At 59.8% G+C, this 17,697-nt stretch carries 16 protein-coding genes and 1 riboswitch; of the genes, 9 read left to right on the top strand and 7 right to left on the bottom strand.

The window, feature by feature from the left end; translation table 11 throughout:
* Positions 1 to 119: 119 nt before the first annotated feature.
* The 4 genes from ACESUZ_RS09600 (at position 120) to ACESUZ_RS09585 (ending at position 4,812) form a co-directional block, all read left to right on the top strand.
* A complete protein-coding gene (locus tag ACESUZ_RS09600; protein WP_373199822.1) occupies positions 120 to 1,145 on the top strand; it encodes a hypothetical protein in 1,026 nt (341 codons plus the stop codon).
* 391 nt (positions 1,146 to 1,536) lie between these two features.
* Complete coding sequence (locus tag ACESUZ_RS09595; protein WP_373199820.1) at positions 1,537 to 2,109, top strand: hypothetical protein; 573 nt, start codon at positions 1,537 to 1,539, stop codon at positions 2,107 to 2,109.
* 212 nt (positions 2,110 to 2,321) lie between these two features.
* Entirely contained in the window at positions 2,322 to 4,073 is a 1,752-nt protein-coding gene (locus ACESUZ_RS09590; RefSeq protein WP_373199818.1) for an ABC transporter ATP-binding protein, read from the top strand.
* Complete coding sequence (locus tag ACESUZ_RS09585; protein WP_373199817.1) at positions 4,066 to 4,812, top strand: energy-coupling factor transporter transmembrane component T family protein; 747 nt, start codon at positions 4,066 to 4,068, stop codon at positions 4,810 to 4,812. The genes ACESUZ_RS09590 and ACESUZ_RS09585 overlap by 8 nt, the downstream gene beginning before the upstream one ends.
* Before the next feature lie 125 nt (positions 4,813 to 4,937).
* Here the strand turns inward: ACESUZ_RS09585 and ACESUZ_RS09580 are convergent, their stop codons facing one another.
* Both ACESUZ_RS09580 and ACESUZ_RS09575 read right to left on the bottom strand, forming a co-directional pair.
* Positions 4,938 to 5,684, bottom strand: coding sequence for an aspartate/glutamate racemase family protein (locus tag ACESUZ_RS09580; RefSeq protein WP_373199815.1), 747 nt, complete (start codon positions 5,682 to 5,684; stop codon positions 4,938 to 4,940).
* Positions 5,685 to 5,768: 84 nt separating this feature from the next.
* A complete protein-coding gene (locus ACESUZ_RS09575; RefSeq protein ID WP_373199814.1) occupies positions 5,769 to 7,025 on the bottom strand; it encodes a carboxylate--amine ligase in 1,257 nt (418 codons plus the stop codon).
* 234 nt (positions 7,026 to 7,259) lie between these two features.
* Here ACESUZ_RS09575 and ACESUZ_RS09570 point away from each other — a divergent pair, with 234 nt between their 5' ends.
* Both ACESUZ_RS09570 and ACESUZ_RS09565 read left to right on the top strand, forming a co-directional pair.
* A complete protein-coding gene (locus tag ACESUZ_RS09570; RefSeq protein ID WP_226812443.1) occupies positions 7,260 to 7,892 on the top strand; it encodes an MOSC domain-containing protein in 633 nt (210 codons plus the stop codon).
* Positions 7,893 to 8,126: 234 nt separating this feature from the next.
* On the top strand, positions 8,127 to 9,260 hold the full coding sequence (locus ACESUZ_RS09565) for a coiled-coil domain-containing protein (RefSeq protein ID WP_373199812.1): 1,134 nt from the start codon (positions 8,127 to 8,129) through the stop codon (positions 9,258 to 9,260).
* Positions 9,261 to 9,297: 37 nt separating this feature from the next.
* On the opposite strand, the gene ACESUZ_RS09560 is transcribed toward ACESUZ_RS09565, so the two are convergent.
* From ACESUZ_RS09560 to ACESUZ_RS09540, 5 genes are all read right to left on the bottom strand, one after another.
* Entirely contained in the window at positions 9,298 to 10,677 is a 1,380-nt protein-coding gene (locus ACESUZ_RS09560) for a serine/threonine protein kinase (RefSeq protein WP_373199811.1), read from the bottom strand.
* Between the two features lie 98 nt (positions 10,678 to 10,775).
* Positions 10,776 to 11,198 carry a hypothetical protein gene (locus ACESUZ_RS09555; protein ID WP_006234330.1) on the bottom strand — a complete coding sequence of 141 codons (423 nt, stop codon included), beginning with the start codon at positions 11,196 to 11,198 and terminating at the stop codon, positions 10,776 to 10,778.
* 32 nt (positions 11,199 to 11,230) lie between these two features.
* Entirely contained in the window at positions 11,231 to 11,674 is a 444-nt protein-coding gene (locus tag ACESUZ_RS09550) for an FxLYD domain-containing protein (RefSeq protein ID WP_006234331.1), read from the bottom strand.
* Positions 11,675 to 11,837: 163 nt separating this feature from the next.
* A complete protein-coding gene (locus ACESUZ_RS09545) occupies positions 11,838 to 12,161 on the bottom strand; it encodes a hypothetical protein (RefSeq protein ID WP_195919778.1) in 324 nt (107 codons plus the stop codon).
* A 2-nt stretch (positions 12,162 to 12,163) separates the two neighbouring features.
* Positions 12,164 to 13,351, bottom strand: a complete 1,188-nt coding sequence (locus ACESUZ_RS09540) for an N-acetyldiaminopimelate deacetylase (protein ID WP_373199809.1) — start codon at positions 13,349 to 13,351, stop codon at positions 12,164 to 12,166.
* 144 nt (positions 13,352 to 13,495) lie between these two features.
* Positions 13,496 to 13,664, top strand: a riboswitch (Lysine riboswitch).
* Between the two features lie 65 nt (positions 13,665 to 13,729).
* On the opposite strand from ACESUZ_RS09540, the gene dapA reads away from it, so the two are divergent.
* From dapA to dapD, 3 genes are read left to right on the top strand one after another with little or no spacing between them, the layout of a single operon-like run.
* Positions 13,730 to 16,039: a 4-hydroxy-tetrahydrodipicolinate synthase gene (gene dapA, locus ACESUZ_RS09535; RefSeq protein WP_373199808.1), complete on the top strand. Its 2,310-nt coding sequence runs from the start codon at positions 13,730 to 13,732 to the stop codon at positions 16,037 to 16,039.
* Positions 16,032 to 16,772, top strand: a complete 741-nt coding sequence (dapB, locus tag ACESUZ_RS09530; RefSeq protein WP_373199807.1) for a 4-hydroxy-tetrahydrodipicolinate reductase — start codon at positions 16,032 to 16,034, stop codon at positions 16,770 to 16,772. The genes dapA and dapB overlap by 8 nt, the downstream gene beginning before the upstream one ends.
* Before the next feature lie 39 nt (positions 16,773 to 16,811).
* A complete protein-coding gene (gene dapD, locus ACESUZ_RS09525; RefSeq protein ID WP_373199805.1) occupies positions 16,812 to 17,531 on the top strand; it encodes a 2,3,4,5-tetrahydropyridine-2,6-dicarboxylate N-acetyltransferase in 720 nt (239 codons plus the stop codon).
* Positions 17,532 to 17,697 lie beyond the last annotated feature (166 nt).

Genomic DNA, 17,697 nt, shown 5'->3' with positions numbered 1-17,697 from the left:
ACCGTGTTCCAGATTCTAGGACGCCGGGCCGACTCGCTTCGGATGGGGCTCTACACCAACTTTCTCGACACTACCAAACTATCACCGATAAGGATGGAAAACCCGTCCAAAAGGGAGCTATGGTCAGCGAAATCCAGCCTCTGTTCTTCAAGCCTGGCAAGTCTGGTTGGAGCACCTTTGAGCTGATTCGTGCCTTCGGCAACCGCGGAGAGAACGTCCCTGGTCTCAACGCGAACACTGATGGCGTTTATTGCATCGGCAGCGAGCGCAACACCGAGATCAATCTCTTCCAGATTCGTCGCGGGTATGATCCCGAAGTCGCTACCATCCAGTGGGAAATGCTCTCCCGTGCCGCGTACTCTGTCGCCATCCCGCTGTACTCCGCTCTGATAACTGAAGTTAGCCCCTACTTCAGCGATCAGACCGTCTCCTTCGACCACTGCAATGCGAAAGACGTCGTGTACAACGAGGAGCCCGAGAACTCCATTAACTACGTCCTCATGGACATCAGCTCGCTCTGCTTTGAGAACCCTGACACCCTTGGTACCAGTGTCCGCACCTACCTCGACGCGCTCCAGAACGAGCTCATCGAGCAGAACAAGGAAGTTGACGCCGCTATGCTGGCCGAGACGACCACCGAGGGTCGCACCGCTCTGGCCAACAAGGCAGGCAAGGCTGCCACCGAGAACACCTATAAGAAGTGCAAGGCCCTGCTCCAGGAGATGCGCGCTTATCAGAAGGCCGGAAACTTTGACGAGCGCTTCACCCCGAGCGACCTGAACACCGAGACCAAGGGCCTCAAGGAGTCCATCACCTACGCCAAGGACGCCCTTGCCACCGACCCGGTCACCCCGGATCAGCCCGGCACTCCCGAGCAGCCCGGTAAGCCCGAACAGCCCGGTACCCCGGATCAGCCCAGCAAGCCTGAGCAGCCCGCTAAGCCCGAGCAGCCCGCCACCAAGCCCGAGAAGCCTGGTAAGTCGGATACCACGACCACGGTAACCACCAACAAGACGAACACCAAGGGCGACCTGCCCACCACTGGCGATCGTTTTGATGGCCGCATGGTGGCCGCATTCGCCATCGCTGGCGTTGCCGTCATCTCCGCAGGCGGTTATATCCTCTATCGCCGCAACAAGGAGTAATCCCTCACTGGTGCGGGCGGGATGGCACGGTTCGTCCCGCCCGCCTTTTTGACCGGCGGGAAACACCGCTGAAATCTTTTCAAAAAAGATTTCCCCGCACACACTTTGCTGTGCTATAGTGCAGCGCAACAGCAACAAGGTGCGACCGCGCCACGGCATCACGAAAGGAGCCACCAAGATGAAGAACACGATGAAGTCTCTCAACAACTGGTGGTGGCGTGATGCGAATACGATCGGTCGACAGTGAGTCCCTCACGCCTGTTTTTGCGCTCTAGGTGATTGGAAGGCCTCCGGTTTCGACCGGGGGCCTTTTTCTATCTCGAGCCCGATCGCATTCGCATCACGCGCCTCCGCTTTTCCCCTGCGCTTCCCTTCAGAAAGGATTTTCACCATGTCTCAGAACACCACCGCCACCCAGCCCCGCACCGTCCAGACCGCCGACCGCGGCAAACTCGACGTCCGCGCTCTCGTCCTGCTCGCCATCCTGCTCGCCGCCGGCTTCATCCTCAACTTCACCGTCGGCAAGGCCATCTCAGGCATCTCGGGCGGCATGATCAGCCCCGAGTTCATCATCTCGGCCTTCTGCCTCACCATCCTGGTCGTTCGCCCCAACATCGGCCAGGCGCTCGTCATTGGCCTCATCTCGGCTGCCGTGATCCAGATCACCACCACTTCGCCGTTCGTCGATTTTGCCGCCGAGGGCATCGCCGCCATGCTCATGGCCGGCATCGTCAACGCCGCCGGCAAGGACGGTCAGCTCAAGCCCGCAATCGCCATTGTCGCAACCTTCCTGACCACCTTTGTCTCCGGCGTCATCTTCATGGTCATCAAGATGGCCATGCTCGGCGTGGTCGGCGAGCTCGCCGCCGCCATGTTGCCCGTCGTCGCCATGACCGCCGTCTTTAACGCCATTCTGGTCGGCGCCCTCTATCTGCCCATCCAGAAGGCCCTTAGGCTCAACTAACCCGCTCGGCTTTACGAGCCACCCCATCTTGGCGTTCATTCGTCGCTCGCGTACCCAAGTACGCTTCGCTCCTCTTTCGCGCCAACCTGGGGCCCCTCGTAAAGCCGTCTCCGTGCTTCACCACCAAAGACTGTCCCAAACAGCTAGCTTTTGGGGACGTTCTTAAACGACTCGTCATGTAAGAACGTCCCCAATGACTATGAAAGGTATCCATGAAAACGATCATCAACGTCGACGATGTCTCGTTCTCCTATGGCACGCAGACCGAACAGGCGCTCAGCCACATCTCGCTCGGCGTGAACAAGGGAGATTTCATCGGCATCATCGGGCCCTCGGGCGCCGGCAAGTCCACGCTTGCCGCCTGCCTATCGGGTGCTGTGCCCCACCACTACACCGGCACGTTCTTCGGGTCCGTCATGGTTGACGGCCACGACACCTGCGAAGCCTCGCTCACCGACGTGTCGCAAATCGTCGGCAGCGTGCTGCAGGACATCGACACGCAGATGGTCGCCTCGGTCGTCGAGGACGAGATGCTCTTTGGCCTCGAGAACTTTGGCGTTCCCCACGACCAGATCGAGCAGCGCGTGAGCGAAACGCTCGAGACCGTCGGCATCAGCGACCTGCGCGACCGCGAGATCGCCACACTCTCGGGCGGACAGAAGCAGAAGGTGGCCATCGCCGCCATCCTCGCCATGCGTCCGCGCGTCTTGGTTCTCGACGAGCCCACCGCGGCACTCGACCCCGCCAGCTCCACGTTGGTCTTCGAGACGCTGCGTGAGGCAAACCGCGCACTTGGAATCACCATCGTCATCGTTGAGCAAAAAGTCGCCCTGCTCTCGGAGTATTGCAACCGCGTGCTCGTGCTCAACCATGGCGAAATCGCGCTGCAGGGCGAGCCGCACGAGGTATTCGCGCATACCGATGAACTGCGCACCATTGGCGTCGATTGCCCCCGCGTCACGCGTATCTTCAACAGTCTCGAGGCCGATGGCTTGGTAAGCGGCACCCCTTGCTTAGATGTCGATGAGGCCGAGCGTCTGATTTCGGGCATCGTCGACCCCGCGCACGCGGCCAGCGAAGCCCAGGCTCCCGCGGGCTCCCCGCATGCCCCGTCGTTGCGCCCTCATGCCAAGGACGCCGAACCCGTGCTCACCTTCGATCATGTTGAGTTTGCCTATCCCAACGGCGGTGCCGCCGTCCACGACCTCAACCTGACCCTCTACCCCGGCGAGCTCGTGGGCATCGTCGGCCAAAACGGCGCCGGCAAGACCACGCTCACCAAGCTGCTCACGGGCCTGCTTAAGCCCGCCTCGGGCAGCGTGCGTGTTACGGGTCTGGACACCGCCGCGGTTCCCACGAGCCGCATCGCCCGCGAGGTCGCAACGCTCTTTCAAAACCCCGACCGCCAGATCTGCAAGGATACCGTGCTCGACGAGGTCGCTTTTGGCCTGGAGCTTGCCGGCATCGACCGCGCCGAGGCCCTGCGTCGTGCCCAGCTCGTCATCGACCGCTTTGGTCTGCCCGCCGACGAGGCACCCTTCTCGCTTTCGCGCGGCCAGCGACAAATGGTGGCGCTCGCCTCCGTCGTAGTGGTTGAGCCCAAGATCGTAGTGCTCGACGAGCCCACGAGCGGCCTTGACTACCGCGAGTGCATGACCGTCATGGAAACGGTGCGAACCATGGCCGAGCGCGGCTGTGCCGTGATCATGGTCTGCCACGATATGGAAGTCGTTTCCGACTTTGCCGAGCGCATCGTTGTGATGGCCGACGGCCGCATCCTCGACCGCGGACGCACACACGAGCTGTTCTCGAATATTGAACTCATGCAACGTGCCTACGTGGAACCGCCCCAGGTCATTGAGCTCTCGCGCCGCTTGGCATCCTCCGTCTCCCCCGCTTTTGCGCAGGTGAGCGAGGTCACCGATATCGTTCGCATTACCAAGGAGATGGTCCGCCGTGGTTAACGTCATCGACTATATGCCGGGCGACACACTGCTGCATCGCCTGAACCCGGTCGTCAAACTGGGCCTTGCCGCTGCCATCATCATCGGCATCTTCTTGTCCGACACCTATGTGGCGCTGTTGGGCTTTTTGACACTCACCCTTGCGCTGGGCGCCTACGCCGGCGTCGTCAATCGCCTGTTCTCGCTGCTCAAGCTGCTGATTCCGCTCGCACTTATCATGTTGTTGCTCCAGCTGGCCTTTATGCGCGATGGCAACGTGATATGGGGCTTTGTTACCGACACGGGGCTCATCACCGGATCAAAGGCCTGCCTGCGTCTGCTGGGTGTGGCATTGCCACTCATCCTCATGCTCATGGTGACCAAGCTCAACGACCTTGCCAACGCCTGCGTCGAGGTGCTGCACGTGCCCTATCGCTATGCCTTTACCTTTACCACGGCACTGCGCTTTGTGCCGGTGTTTGGCCAGGAGATGAACGCCATCATGGAGGCGCAGACCGCACGCGGCGTCGAGTACGACACCAAGAACCCCATCAAGAAGCTCAAGCTCATGCTGCCGTTGTGCGTACCGCTGCTTATCTCGAGCGTGGGCAAGACCGACGCCACCGCGCTTGCCGCCGAGCAGCGCGGCTTCTACCTGCGCACGCGCGCCAGCTCGTACAAACGCTATCCCATCAAGGGTCTGGATATCGCCGTGCTCGTCATCAGCGCCGTCCTCATCATCCTGGGATTCCTGTTCTAGCTCATCGTCAGCACCAACCGCCTAATGCAAAAGGCCTCGGCTCGCACCAAACGAGCCGAGGCCTTTACTGTTTCACCAGATAAAACCTACCAAAATTAACCTGTCCCTTTTTGACAGGTCGGAAGCTAGAGGCGGTAGGGAGCGCCGCTACGGATGATGGATTCACGCACCAGGACATCCATGGCGTCGAGGGTGATCTCGGGAATCTCTCGGTACTTTTGCAACACCGAGAGCTCGGTGCAGGCCAGAATGACGCGGTCGCAGCCGCTACGGGCGAACTCCCACATCACGCGGTCGAACTTATCCATATCGGGCTCACGTCCGGCCTTCACATCATCGTAGATAAGCGACATCACATCGTTCTGACGTTTCTCGCTGGGATAGACGACCTCAACACCCGCAGCCTTACATTCGCGGCCGTAGACACCCGCGCCCACGGTTCCGTCGGTGCCCATGATGCCAATCTTGTGCACCGGCTCGGCCGGCATACTCAGGTTGGGGTCGAACTCGCACTCCCCCATCACCGCACCGGCCAGAGCATAGCGCACCGACTCACGCGGCATGTGGATAATCGGCACCTTCGTAAACGACTGGATCTGGTCGTAGAAGTAGTGCGACGTGTTGCAGGGAATGGCAATGTGCGCACAGCCCAGCGACTCGAGTGCCTGGGCACACTCTTTCATGGTCGCCAGCAGCTTGGCATGCTCGCCGGTCTTAATGGCCAACGTGCGGTCGGGCATGGTCGACTTGGAGAGCACCACCATGTCGATATGTTCCTGATCGCAGGCAGCAGCCGTATGACGCACCACCTGGTCGTAGTAATACGACGTGGCCTCGGCGCCCATGCCGCCGATAACTCCCAGCTTTTCCATCGCCGCCTCCTTGATGACGCTTGCGCAATTGCGCGTATCATACCCGCGCCCGCCCGATGCAAACCGGACGGGCGCCGCGCTCATCTACTTGTAATACGTCTTGAACAGCTTAAAGTGGCGCAGCTTGGTGTGCCACATGCGCAGCCAGCGGTTAAAGACAAAGTCGCCCTTCATAAACGAAGGGTCGGCGCCCTTGCCTTCCTTGTCCAGGCGATGCACCTTAGCGCGCAGCTCGGGATCCTTGACGTACTTGTCGACGACGCCCATGGGGACGACCATCCACAGGGCCTCGTCCTGAGCCGTCACAAACTCCGGCTCAAACGGACGGTTGAACACATACTCGTCCACCACATACTTGGCAACGTTAAAGCCGCTGTTGGTAACGTAGTAGTTGCTGCGGCCCTGGCGCGTGTTGAAATCGAAGAACTTAAACGAGCCGTCGCGCTCGTCGTACTTAACGTCAAAGTTGGAATAGCCCACAAAGTGAAGGTCCTCGAGCAACTTGCGCACGCCGCCCATGAGCTCGTCGTTGGGCTCGGTAATGATACAGGCATGGTTGCCGACACCGTGGGGCTGATGCTCCTCGAGCAGCACATGGCCCAGGCACATCATGCGCACCTTGCCGTTGCGGTCGGAATAGCTGGTGAGCACGCGCATGTACTCGTCGTTGCCGGGCACGCGATCCTGCAAGATCAGGTCGTCGGTGTAGCCGCTGGCATACGAATCGCGAATGACCTGTTCCAGCTCGGCGCGGTCGGCAATCTCATAGGCCTTCTTCTGGCCCTCGAACTCATGCTGCCACCACATGATGCCGTCAGAAGGCTTCAGAATCATCGGGTAAGGAAAATCGATCTGGTCGAGCACTTCGGCAGGCGCCTCACCCTGGGCATTAAGCATCGCCTTGGTAAAGGTAAACGTGTGCGGATAGGGCACGCCATGCTTCTCGCACAGCTCGTAGAAGATCTCCTTCTTCTGGCACTGCTCGAGCATGCTGTAGGGCGCGTAGGGAGCGACGATGTTATCCGCCAGCTCATGAGCATCCTTGGCTTGAGCCACGAGAGCGACATAGTTATCGCCACAGCCCACAAGGACAATCGTCTTGTCGGCATGCGCTTGGGCAATGCTGTTGACGGTTTTGAGCATCACGGGCATGGTGTCGATATCCACGTTGGGCGTGTAGTCGATAATCTGGCTGCGGTACGCGGGACCCGTCTGATACTTGCCAAAGACCAGACTCTTGACCTGGTACTCCTCGTAGAAGGCGCGCGCCACCGAATAGGCGTTGATGTCGCCACCGAGCAGCACGGGAATGAACTCGCGCTCTGTAAATTGCAATGCCATGGAAACTTCCTATCATGAACTGCCCACACAACGGGCGGTTTTTGCGCAGCTGAATTATTCTAGCGTGCCAAGCCGCCGGCGCCCAAAGCTCCACCGTATCTATGGCAATCGACGTAATCGTCCAGCACGAAGGCCAGCACGAAGACGGCGCTCGCCGTTGTATGACAATGGGCAATGAACCTACCATTGTTGTAGGATTCAGTATATTGACATCTTCGAGCGAAAGGCGCACACGTGCCCCAAGACCATCCGACCGATAATCCCATCCTCAATGCCGCGAGGCGCGAGCTGGCAGAACGTGCGAAAGCGACCGCTCCCCTGTGCACGGCAAACGACGCCTACAACGGACCCGCCCGCATTGTCTCGATCAACACGTCGGCACACAAGGGCACGCGCAAGTCGCCCGTCGCCGACGGGCACGACACCGTTATAGAGCAATTTGGCCTCGCCTCTGATGCGCACGCCGGGCATTGGCACCGCCAGGTTTCCTTTTTAGCTGCAGAGTCTATCCAGACGGCGCAGGCGCGCGGGCTCGATGTGCACGAGGGCGACTTTGGCGAGAACTTCACAACCCGGGGCATCAACCTGCTCTCGCTCCCCTTGGGCACACAGCTCAAGCTTGGCAGCGAGGTGCTTGTCGAAATCAGCCAAATCGGCAAGGTCTGCCACACACGCTGTGCCATCTACTATCTCGCCGGCGACTGCATCTTTCCCCACGAGGGCGTTTTTGGCGTGGTACTAAAGGGCGGAGAGGTCTACGCCGGCGATGATATCCAGGTAATCAAACTCGGCGACGGCACCTGTTCGTTCACCCCCGCCGAGGCCCTCGAAGAGATTGAGCAGGCTCGCCAGAAGGGCACGCTGTAGTTATAAAACCCCACGTTGAGATGGCTTTTACAGCCCAAAACTCCTCTCAAACAGAGCTCTGTAACGTTAAAGTTGAACTCTATGGTTTCTCAACAATTCATCATAACTGCAGGTCAAAGCCAAAGCCTCAAGTTCAACTTGACCCTTTGGAACCTTTAAGGTTCAAGTTGAGGTCGAAAGCAGTAGTAGAATACCGTTCGAACCATAACCTACGATTGATTGCAGAGGGACTGGATGCAGCATTCGAATCATCGCACCGCAGCGCTCATTGCGTCGAAGCCGGCTCGTATCATCACGAGCGCCGTGCTCGCCGTTGCGCTGACGGCCACGCCGATGCTCTCCCCCGTTGCGGCGTATGCCGCCTCGCAGGCAACGCAGGACCAGCTTTCCGCAGCCCAGCAGAAGATCGAAGCCGCCACGAGCGCCTACAACGACGCCCGCACCAAACTCGATGACCTGCAAAAGCAGATTGACTCCAATGAGGCAAGCATCGAGGAAATCGAGGCCAAGCTTCCCGAGCAGCAGGCCAAGGCAAGCTCCGCCATGCGCGATCTGTACAAGTATCAGAAGGGCACCAATCCCATCGTGAGCTTCCTGGTCAACGCACAGAGCCTGGGTGAGTTCATCACGACCTGCAAATACACCAACCAGATCACGAGCTCGAGCGTCGACGAGATCGAAGAGCTCAATAACATGCAAACCGAACTCGAGCAGAACAAGGCTGAGCTCCAGCAGGCCAAGTCTCAGCTTGAGGCAGAGCAGAAAAACGCCGAGGATGCGCTGGCGCAGGCCCAGCAGCTCCGCAGCGAGGCGCAGGCAAAAGCCGAGCAGGAAAATGCCGCCGAGCTTGCCAAGCTTGAGGCCGATAAGGCCGCTGCCGCCGAGAAGCTCTCGGGCGAGGGCGTAAGCGGCAGCAATTCCAGCAGCCAGGCCACCAACACCAACACCACCATCGACACCACGGTGAACAACGCCAATACCGGTAGCTCCGATTACGATTCGTTCATTAATGAGTGGACAGGCCGCATCGACAATTATCTCGCCGGCTCCCCCATGGCAGGCCAGGGCTATAACTTTGCCGTCGCCGCTTGGAATACCGGTGTCGACCCCCGTTGGTCCCCCGCCATCGCCTGCATCGAGAGCACCAAGGGTGCTTATTGCGCCAATTCTTACAACGCCTGGGGCTGGAGTGCACGTGGCGGCGGTTGGCGCAGCTTTGGCAGCTGGAGCGAGGGCATCTCCGCTCACGTTGCCTATCTGGGCGCCAACTACGGCTCCACCCTTACCCCGGCAGCGGCCAAAAAGTACTGCCCGCCCACGTGGCAGGACTGGTACAACAAAGTCGCCGCTCAGATGAACCGCATCTAAGTGCAACTGCAAAGGGCCCCAATGGGGTCCTTTTCTTTTAGGTAGCGGAGGTATCGACGACGCCGGTCGCATTGGCAACCGCGACTATGACAATCATGCATAGGAGCAGCACACCCAATGCCTTGAGCCAGAGTTTCGCGAGTTTCTTGCCGCGATAGCTGTCGAGCAGTGCGAATCGCCGACGAAGACGGCGCTTATCGAGCAGTGCGAAATGCATAAGCACCATAAGGCCATCGACAAAGAAAAAATACTCGATTATGAGAAGCCACGTCGGGTAGCTTTGGTTTGCTCCGGTGGGATGAAAGACGGCAAAGTGACTTCCGGCAAAGAACACAAGCAGCGAGAAGCAGACGAGCGTATTCCAAATGCGCCCCAGAGACTCCGGAACGCGAGAGAGCAGACCGCATGCAGCGGAGGCGGCAGGCCTAGGAAGCCCTGCGGGGTTCTGGAGCCCTTGGGGCGTCAACGCCGTCTCCGAGGCCGGAGTACGGACAGGCGCAGGCGCAGGAGGCCGCACGGGGCGACTTAGATCGTATGCCGCGCGCGTCGCCCGTCCCAACGCTTCCGCACTCGCAAAACGTTTGGCCGGGTCGAGCGCCATCGACATGCAGACGGCATCGGTAAGTGGAGTGGGAATGCCGCGCGCCTCGCATTGCTCGCGCATGTCGAGCCCTGGTTTAGGGTCGACTCCCGTCAAGCAGAAGAACAACAGGGCGCCAAGTGCGTAGACGTCGCTGCGCACACTCGTCTGCCCAAACCCATACTGCTCGGGCGGCGCATAGGGTCGCGTGCCAAACTTGACGGTGTCGGCATCGGCGCCGTCGCGCCATACGCGAGCGATCCCCAAGTCGATAATCACCAGCGATGAAAATGTCAGGCCGTCATCAGGCGTATAGTTGGCACCCGTCACGATGATATTCGACGGCTTGAGGTCACGATGGATCACCGGCGCCGACGTCTCCCCCGCCATTGCAAAACCGGCGTGGAGCTCGCCCACGGCATCGCATAGGGCAGGATACAATTCACGCGCATAATCGGGGGTGGCTCCCAGACGGTCCACCAGCGCCCCGAGTGTCTCCCCTTCGATGTATTCCATAACCACGTTGAGCTCGTCGCCCACACGACGACAATCGACGATTCTGGGCAGGTGCTCAAAACGCCTGCCTGCCCGCTGAGCGGCAAACAGGCGCTCGTATGCCCCGCCGATTTGAGCCGAAGCATCGATGCGTTTACGGACAAAGGGGCCGAGCGAACCACCGCCGGTTCCTTCAAAGTACACGAGCTCGGTTGTTTCAACGGACGAGCGCTTAAGTACACGCTCCACGCGATAGCTGTCGTCGCGATCGAGCGACGCCAGGTGCTCGGCAAGCGCTGCGGTCAGCTCGTCATCGGAATATGTTGGGCTCTGAGTATCCATAGCCTCCATCATAGCGCAGGGCGCAGACACCCCATGGCATCCGCGCCCCGTTCGTTTGCATCGTTGTTCGACAGCTCTACCGGCTCAGATATCAGCCGCTAACTCACCGTCTCCTCGCCAAAGCGATACAGTTCCTCGTTGACCTTTTGGAGACTGCACCCGCGATCGATGCAAAAGATGATAATCGCATCGCGGCGGTCCTTGCAGTTAAGGACGCTTACCCCGGCAGCCGTCAGCGCACGGTTGGTCTCTTTGAGCGTCAGCGCCATCGCAAAGGCAATCTGCAGCACCTTATTGCGACTCGGATGACGCGCACCGGTAAAGATCTGATAGCCAAAGGTCTCATTGAGATCAGCCATACGGACCACGCGCGAGCGCTCCAAGCCCTTTTCCTGCAGTAGCTGCTTCAGGTAGTCCGAAAGCGACGGGGCGGCAAAGTCGTGCTCCCTGATATAGCCATCGATGTTCGGCGCATCGAGAAGCTCATTGAGCAACTCCTCGGTCAGCTTTTTATCGGACATACGACTTCACCTCCCCCAGTGCATGCAACATGCTAGAAACCGCTTACGTCCGAACGCTCCCAGCTAGCAACCTGGTCGGGAGACACCGTACCCAGCGCCTCGAACTTCCAGGAGCCGCCCGCCTTCAGATGATTGGTGTTTGCAAGAGCCGTTCCAACCTGGTTGCCATCGGCATCATACAGAACATATTCAATCTGAATGTAGCTCTTTTCCTTGTCCGTGTTATTGGTCAGGGTGCCCGTGATCTTATAGGTAAACTGATTGGAAGTGTCTTCAGCCTCGTCAGCAATGGTATACGGTTCTTGCGGTTCTTTTTGCTCCTCAGCCTGCCGTGTCGTCTCGGCAGGTTTTGCCGAATCGCTCGCAGACGAATCGGTTGAGTTGCCGCCCATAGAGCCCACGGCACCGACAATAACCAGCACCACGATGATGCCTAGGACAATCTTACCGATTGGCTTCTTTCCCTCTTTTGCCATTATTCATCCTTCCTACGATCCGGCTACCGTGCCGGTACACAGCACATCGTAGGAAGGATTGAACTTGAATTCATTAGCTGAGAGCTAAGGCTGCGGTAAACGACCAATGCAGTTATCCAAACGCCGAGCAAACGCACTGCGCGCGACCGTCTGCCGGCAGCGATCAACCCACCGTGACGGATTCCCCGGTAAAGGCACTGATCATCAACAGGATAAAGAAGGCCAAATAGCTGATGCTCAGCAGGTAGGCGATGACCAAAAAGGCAATCCATCCTACATTGGTCTTACCGTCGGCGCGGCGCTGTTCACGACTGCGATAAAGCCAAATCGTCACGCCGATGGCAGTGATAAACAGCACAAGTGCTGCCGCGGCAAGCCCGGCAAGCGCAAACATCACGCCAATGCTCACAGCAATAACCGGAAGCAGCAGCAAACCGCACCCGCATCCACCCGGACTATATACGGCAGACTGTCGGCGTCGTTCCATCGTCACTCCATCACAAGCAATCGTTTATAGACATCGAGGCCTTTGAGTAGGATTTCCTCGTCGAAGAGCATGCTATCGGTATGCAGAGCGCTTGTGGCATAGGCGGGGCAGCCATCCGAGTCACTCGGGTTGTCTTGGCCCTCTGGCATACCCGTGCCCAGCAGGAAAAACACGCCCGGCAAATGGCGCTGATAGAACGCGAAATCCTCGGCAATTAACAGCGGCTCCTCCATAAGCTGCAGCCCGGGCAAGGCAGGCGCGACGCTGGCAAATAGCTCGGGGTCGTTGTCGACCGGCGGATAGCCCTCGGCAAAGTCGAGATCGTACGTGCAGCCCGTTGCAGCGCAGGCATCGTCCAGCACGCGGCGCACGCCCTCGCGTGCCCGGTCGAACATGTCGTCTGTAAACACACGCAGGCTGCCGGCAACATGGGCCTCCCCCGCCACCGCATTGCAGACGGTGCCTGCCTGCAGCAGGCCGAACTTGCCAATGCAGGGCTCATCGGCACCCAGCTCATCCATCAGTTCGCGCTCGGCAACCAAGAACTTGGCAGCCGCCAGTGCCGCATCGTGCGACTCCTCGACCGGAACGCCATAGGTCTTAGCAATATGGATGCTCGTCCCGTGAATATGAATGTGTGTCTCACTCGAACGCGCCAGCAACGGACCGGAGCAGCTCGCCAACGTGCCGGCGGGCAGATCGGGCCACACATGGAAGCCAAAAATGCGGTCGGCCCCATAGCGCTCGAACACACCGCTCTCGCATACCGTCTTGGCACCACCGGTCGTTTCCTCGGCCGGCTGGAACACAAAGAGAACATTGCGCCTAATGGCGCCCGGATGCTCGCGAATCGTACGGTCGACATACGTCGCGGCGGCAAGCGCCATGGCCATGTGTCCGTCATGTCCGCAAGCGTGCATCTTGCCGGGATGGGTTGAGGCAAAGGCCGCTCCCGTCGCTTCCGCGATGGGCAGCGCATCCATATCGGCGCGAATCGCCGTGGCATGCGCGGCATCAACGCCGGCGTCGAAGAAAGCACAGACGCAGCTGGGGCACGGATGGGTCACTTCGCAGGTGAGCGGTGCCAGCACGCCCTCGATATAGGCAATGGTTTGCGGAAGATCGAAATCGAGCTCCGGAATGCGATGGAGATCGCGGCGATAGCGACGGAGTTCTTGGAGCTCGGTCATAGAGGATCCCTTCGTGAGGCACATCTGTTGCAACTTATTGTGATACAGGATTGTGGCGCACATGTTTCCAGCATATCCCTGCATTTTTTAAACGTTATATACGAATACTCTTGTTTGGTAAAGTGCAACGTGGTAGGGTCGTTACCACTTGATAGAGGCGCGGGCACGAAGAACCGCGGGCGAGCCGGCAGGCTTTGACCCCGTGGGGAGGCGAAACCCGCCGAACTGGGCTTTTCGGGCACGAACAACCTGGTGGGCCTGTGGGAAACACCCACAGGACTGTCTGCAGCAATGCGGGAGCGCTATCCGGACATTGGGTCCACGCTATGCGGATTCGATGCGCAGATGGCGCCGTCTGGATAGCGAGGTTTACGGGACATGGCATTGACCCCCAACGAGGCATATGCGGCCAAGCAGCCGTTTGTGGACAAGGAGACACTCGAGCATATCGTCGAGCAGTTCCCCACGCCGTTTCATCTATATGACGAGGCGGGCATCCGCCGCAACATGCAAGAAGTGCGCGACGCCTTTGCATGGAACCCGGGCTTTAAGGAATACTTTGCCGTCAAGGCCAACCCCAACCCGGCGCTCATCTCCATTCTCAACGAATACGGCTGCGGCTGCGATTGCTCGAGCTATACCGAGCTCATGATCGCCCGCTCACTGGGTATCACGGGACACGACATCATGTTCTCATCCAACGACACACCGGCTGCCGACTTTGAGCTCGCCGACAAGCTGGGTGCCATCGTCAACTTTGACGACATCAGCCACATCGGGTTCTTTGAGCGCGTTGCGGGGCCCATCCCCAAGACGGTCAGCTGCCGCTTTAATCCAGGCGGCCTGTTCCAGCTCTCCAACGGCATCATGGACAACCCGGGCGACTCCAAATATGGCATGACCACCGAGCAACTCTTCGAGGCCTTCCGCATGCTCAAGGCCAAGGGCGCCGAGGACTTTGGCATCCACGCATTCCTTGCCAGCAACACCGTCACCAACGACTACTACCCCAAGCTCGCGCGCATCCTCTTTGAGCTTGCCGTACGCCTGGAGCGCGAGACCGGCGCACACGTCGCCTTCATCAATCTGTCCGGCGGCGTCGGCATCCCCTACCTGCCCGAGCAGCAGGCCAACGACATTCGCGCCATCGGCGAGGGAGTACACGCGGCATACGACGAGATCCTGGTTCCCGCCGGCATGGGCGATGTGGCCATCTGCACTGAGATGGGCCGCTTTATGATGGGCCCCTACGGCTGCCTGGTCACCAAGGCTATCCACGAGAAGCAGATCTACAAGGACTATATCGGTGTAGACGCCAGTGCCGTCGACCTCATTCGTCCCGCCATGTATGGCGCTTACCACCACATCACGGTGATGGGTCAGCCGGGCGGCGCCGACAAGGCCACAGCGCCCGTCACGAACACCTATGACATCACGGGCAATCTGTGCGAGAACAACGACAAGTTCGCTATCGATCGCGAGCTGCCGCATATCGACATGGGTGACCTGCTTGTAATCTATGATACCGGTGCGCATGGCTACTCCATGGGCTACAACTACAACGGCCGCCTGCGCTCCGCCGAGGTGCTGCTGCGCCCCGACGGCTCCGCCGACCTTATCCGCCGCGCCGAGCGCCCGGGCGATTACTTTGCCACGCTCGACGTGCTGCCGTGCGGCCGAGAGCTGCTGGCCAAGTCGCGCGCCGAAAGTGCCCGCCGTCGCGCCCAAGACGAGAGCCTAGCAGTCGCAGCTCAATGGAACAAACGCATCCAGATCGCGGAGGCGAAGGAGAAGAACATGGACATCCGCAATCTCGAGGGCTCAATCGTCGCCCTGGTTACGCCGTTTAAAAAAGACGGCAGCGTCGACTTTGACGCGCTCGAGCGCCTTATCGATTTCCACCTGCAAAACGGCACCGACGCCATCCTCACCCTGGGCACCACCGGCGAGAGTGCCACGATGACCGATGACGAGGACAACTCCGTCGTCGCCGCCGTGGTCAAGCATGTTGCAGGACGCGTCCCCGTCATCGCCGGCTCGGGCTCCAACTCCACGCAGACCATGCTCACCAAGTCGCTCACCTACCAGGGCTTGGGCGCCGATGGTCTGCTGCTCATTACCCCCTACTACAACAAGTCTAACGAAGAGGGTATCTATCAGCACTTTAAGACCGTCGCCGACGCCGTGGACATCCCCTGCATTCTGTACAACATCCCTGGCCGCTGTGGCTGCGGCATCAGCGAGCGCAACGTAGAGCGCTTGGCCGCGCACCCCAACATCATGGGCATCAAGGAGGCCTCGGGCAACGTCGCCTACGCGGCCAAGATCGCCCACCTGCTATCCGATGACTTCCGCATGTACTCGGGCGAGGACGCGCTTACCGTGCCGCTCATGAGCCTGGGCGCCTCGGGCACCATCAGCGTGTGGGCCGATGTTCAGCCGCAGCTCGTGCACGACATGTGCCGCGCCTATCTGGACGGCGACGTGGAGCGCGCCCGCGATATCCAGATTGCCGGTCAGCCGCTCATCAATGCCCTCTTTAGCGAGGTCAACCCCATCCCCGTTAAGGAAGCGCTCGCCCAGATGGGCATGATCGAGGCAAACTACCGTATGCCGCTGTGCCCTATGGCAGACGACACGCGATCCGCACTTACCGATGCTCTGAAGGGAGCTGGTCTGCTTGATTAAGACCGTCATTATGGGAACGGGCCGCATGGGCTCGCTCATCCGCACCACCGCCGAAAGCATTGTCGATGCCGCCGGGCAGCCCGTTTTTGATTTCGTGGCCCAGATTGGCTTCGATTTGAGCGAGCTCGAGAACGCACCGGCTGCCGATGTGATTATCGACTTCTCGAACGTCGCGACCTTCGACGCCGTCGTCGCCTATGTCGAGCGCACGGGCGCGGCGTTGGTCTCAGGCACCACAGGCTACACCCCCGAGCAGATGGACCGCCTGCGTGAGCTGGGCCAGAACACCCGCGTTATGCACTCGGGCAATTACTCCATCGGTATCGCAGCCCTGCGCCATCTGGTAGCGCAAGCTACACGCGAGCTGCCCGGCTTTGACTGCGAAATCGTCGAGACGCACCATAACCAAAAGGTCGACGCCCCCAGCGGCACTGCCAAGTTGTTGCTCGACGCCGTCGTCGAAGCCGAGCCCGAGGCAGGCTACCACCCCGTCTATGGCCGCGAGGGCATGTGCGGAGCACGCGATCCCAAGGAGATCGGCATGCACTCGCTGCGCGGTGGCACTGTCGCCGGCGTCCACGAAGTGAGTTTCTTTGGCCAGGACGAGGAGGTCACGCTCACCCACCGCGCCACGAGCCGTCAGATCTTCGTCAACGGCGCCCTGGCCGCCGCTCAGAAGCTCGTCACCCGCGACCCCGGCTTCTACACCTTCGACCAGGTGATGTTTGCCTAACCAGGTATCAACCGTATCCACGAAAAGGAGAAACAGCATATGAGTAACGCAGCCGAGATGGATGCCCAGGAGATTATCAACTACATCGCCACCGCGCCCAAAAAGACACCTGTCAAGCTGTACGTGCGCGAGAAGCCCGGCATGAAGGTTGCCTGGGGCGACGCACATGTCTACGGCGGCCGTCGCGGCAAGACCGTCTTTGGCGACTGGGATGAGCTCAAGGCCATCCTCGATGCCAATGCCGACTCCATCAACTACTACGATGTCGAGAATGACTGCCGCAACTCTGCCGTGCCCATGCTCGACCTTAAGGGCATCAACGCCCGCATCGAGCCGGGCGCAATCATCCGTGACCGCGTCGAGATCGGCGATCGCGCCGTCATCATGATGGGTGCCATCATCAACATCGGCTCCGTCATTGGCGAAGGCTCCATGATTGATATGGGCGCCGTGCTGGGCGGCCGCGCCACCGTGGGCAAGAACTGCCACATCGGCGCTGGCACCGTGCTGGCAGGCGTTGTGGAGCCCGCCAGCGCCACGCCCGTCATCATCGAGGACGATGTCATGATCGGCGCCAACGCCGTGGTCCTGGAGGGCGTGCACGTAGGCAAGGGCGCTGTCGTTGCCGCCGGCGCCGTGTGCGTCGAGGATGTCCCCGCCGGCGCCGTCGTGGCCGGTGTCCCCGCCCGCGTCATCAAGATGCGCGACGAGAAGACCAACAGCAAAACCGGCCTCGAGGAAGGTCTGCGCCAGCTGTAGAGTTGCGCGGTTTTGCCAAACCGCGTAACCAGTCGACGCTGCAAACGCCCCCAAGCGGCAATCTGACGTTCAATCGTCGGTCGCGTACTGAAGTACGCTTCCCTCCTCTTTCACGTCACCTTGCTCGCTTAGGGGCGTTTTCGCTCATATGACCCAATCCGCTGTC

Source organism: Collinsella aerofaciens ATCC 25986, from assembly GCF_964239575.1.
Classification (GTDB): Bacteria; Actinomycetota; Coriobacteriia; order Coriobacteriales; family Coriobacteriaceae; genus Collinsella; species Collinsella aerofaciens_BQ.
The sequence above is the reverse complement of the archived record's forward strand: the minus strand, read 5'-3'. Positions and strand labels throughout refer to the sequence as shown.

Bases quoted from the DNA above. Each gene is read 5' to 3' on its own strand.
- ACESUZ_RS09565 (WP_373199812.1), top strand. From the start codon at position 8,127: ATGCAGCATTCGAATCATCGCACCGCAGCGCTCATTGCGTCGAAGCCG.
- ACESUZ_RS09575 (WP_373199814.1), bottom strand. From the start codon at position 7,025: ATGGCATTGCAATTTACAGAGCGCGAGTTCATTCCCGTGCTGCTCGGT.
- ACESUZ_RS09545 (WP_195919778.1), bottom strand. From the start codon at position 12,161: ATGGAACGACGCCGACAGTCTGCCGTATATAGTCCGGGTGGATGCGGG.
- ACESUZ_RS09540 (WP_373199809.1), bottom strand. From the start codon at position 13,351: ATGACCGAGCTCCAAGAACTCCGTCGCTATCGCCGCGATCTCCATCGC.
- ACESUZ_RS09550 (WP_006234331.1), bottom strand. From the start codon at position 11,674: ATGGCAAAAGAGGGAAAGAAGCCAATCGGTAAGATTGTCCTAGGCATC.
- ACESUZ_RS09600 (WP_373199822.1), top strand. From the start codon at position 120: ATGGTCAGCGAAATCCAGCCTCTGTTCTTCAAGCCTGGCAAGTCTGGT.
- ACESUZ_RS09580 (WP_373199815.1), bottom strand. From the start codon at position 5,684: ATGGAAAAGCTGGGAGTTATCGGCGGCATGGGCGCCGAGGCCACGTCG.
- ACESUZ_RS09555 (WP_006234330.1), bottom strand. From the start codon at position 11,198: ATGTCCGATAAAAAGCTGACCGAGGAGTTGCTCAATGAGCTTCTCGAT.
- ACESUZ_RS09595 (WP_373199820.1), top strand. From the start codon at position 1,537: ATGTCTCAGAACACCACCGCCACCCAGCCCCGCACCGTCCAGACCGCC.
- ACESUZ_RS09560 (WP_373199811.1), bottom strand. From the start codon at position 10,677: ATGGATACTCAGAGCCCAACATATTCCGATGACGAGCTGACCGCAGCG.
- dapD (WP_373199805.1), top strand. From the start codon at position 16,812: ATGAGTAACGCAGCCGAGATGGATGCCCAGGAGATTATCAACTACATC.
- dapA (WP_373199808.1), top strand. From the start codon at position 13,730: ATGGCATTGACCCCCAACGAGGCATATGCGGCCAAGCAGCCGTTTGTG.
- ACESUZ_RS09590 (WP_373199818.1), top strand. From the start codon at position 2,322: ATGAAAACGATCATCAACGTCGACGATGTCTCGTTCTCCTATGGCACG.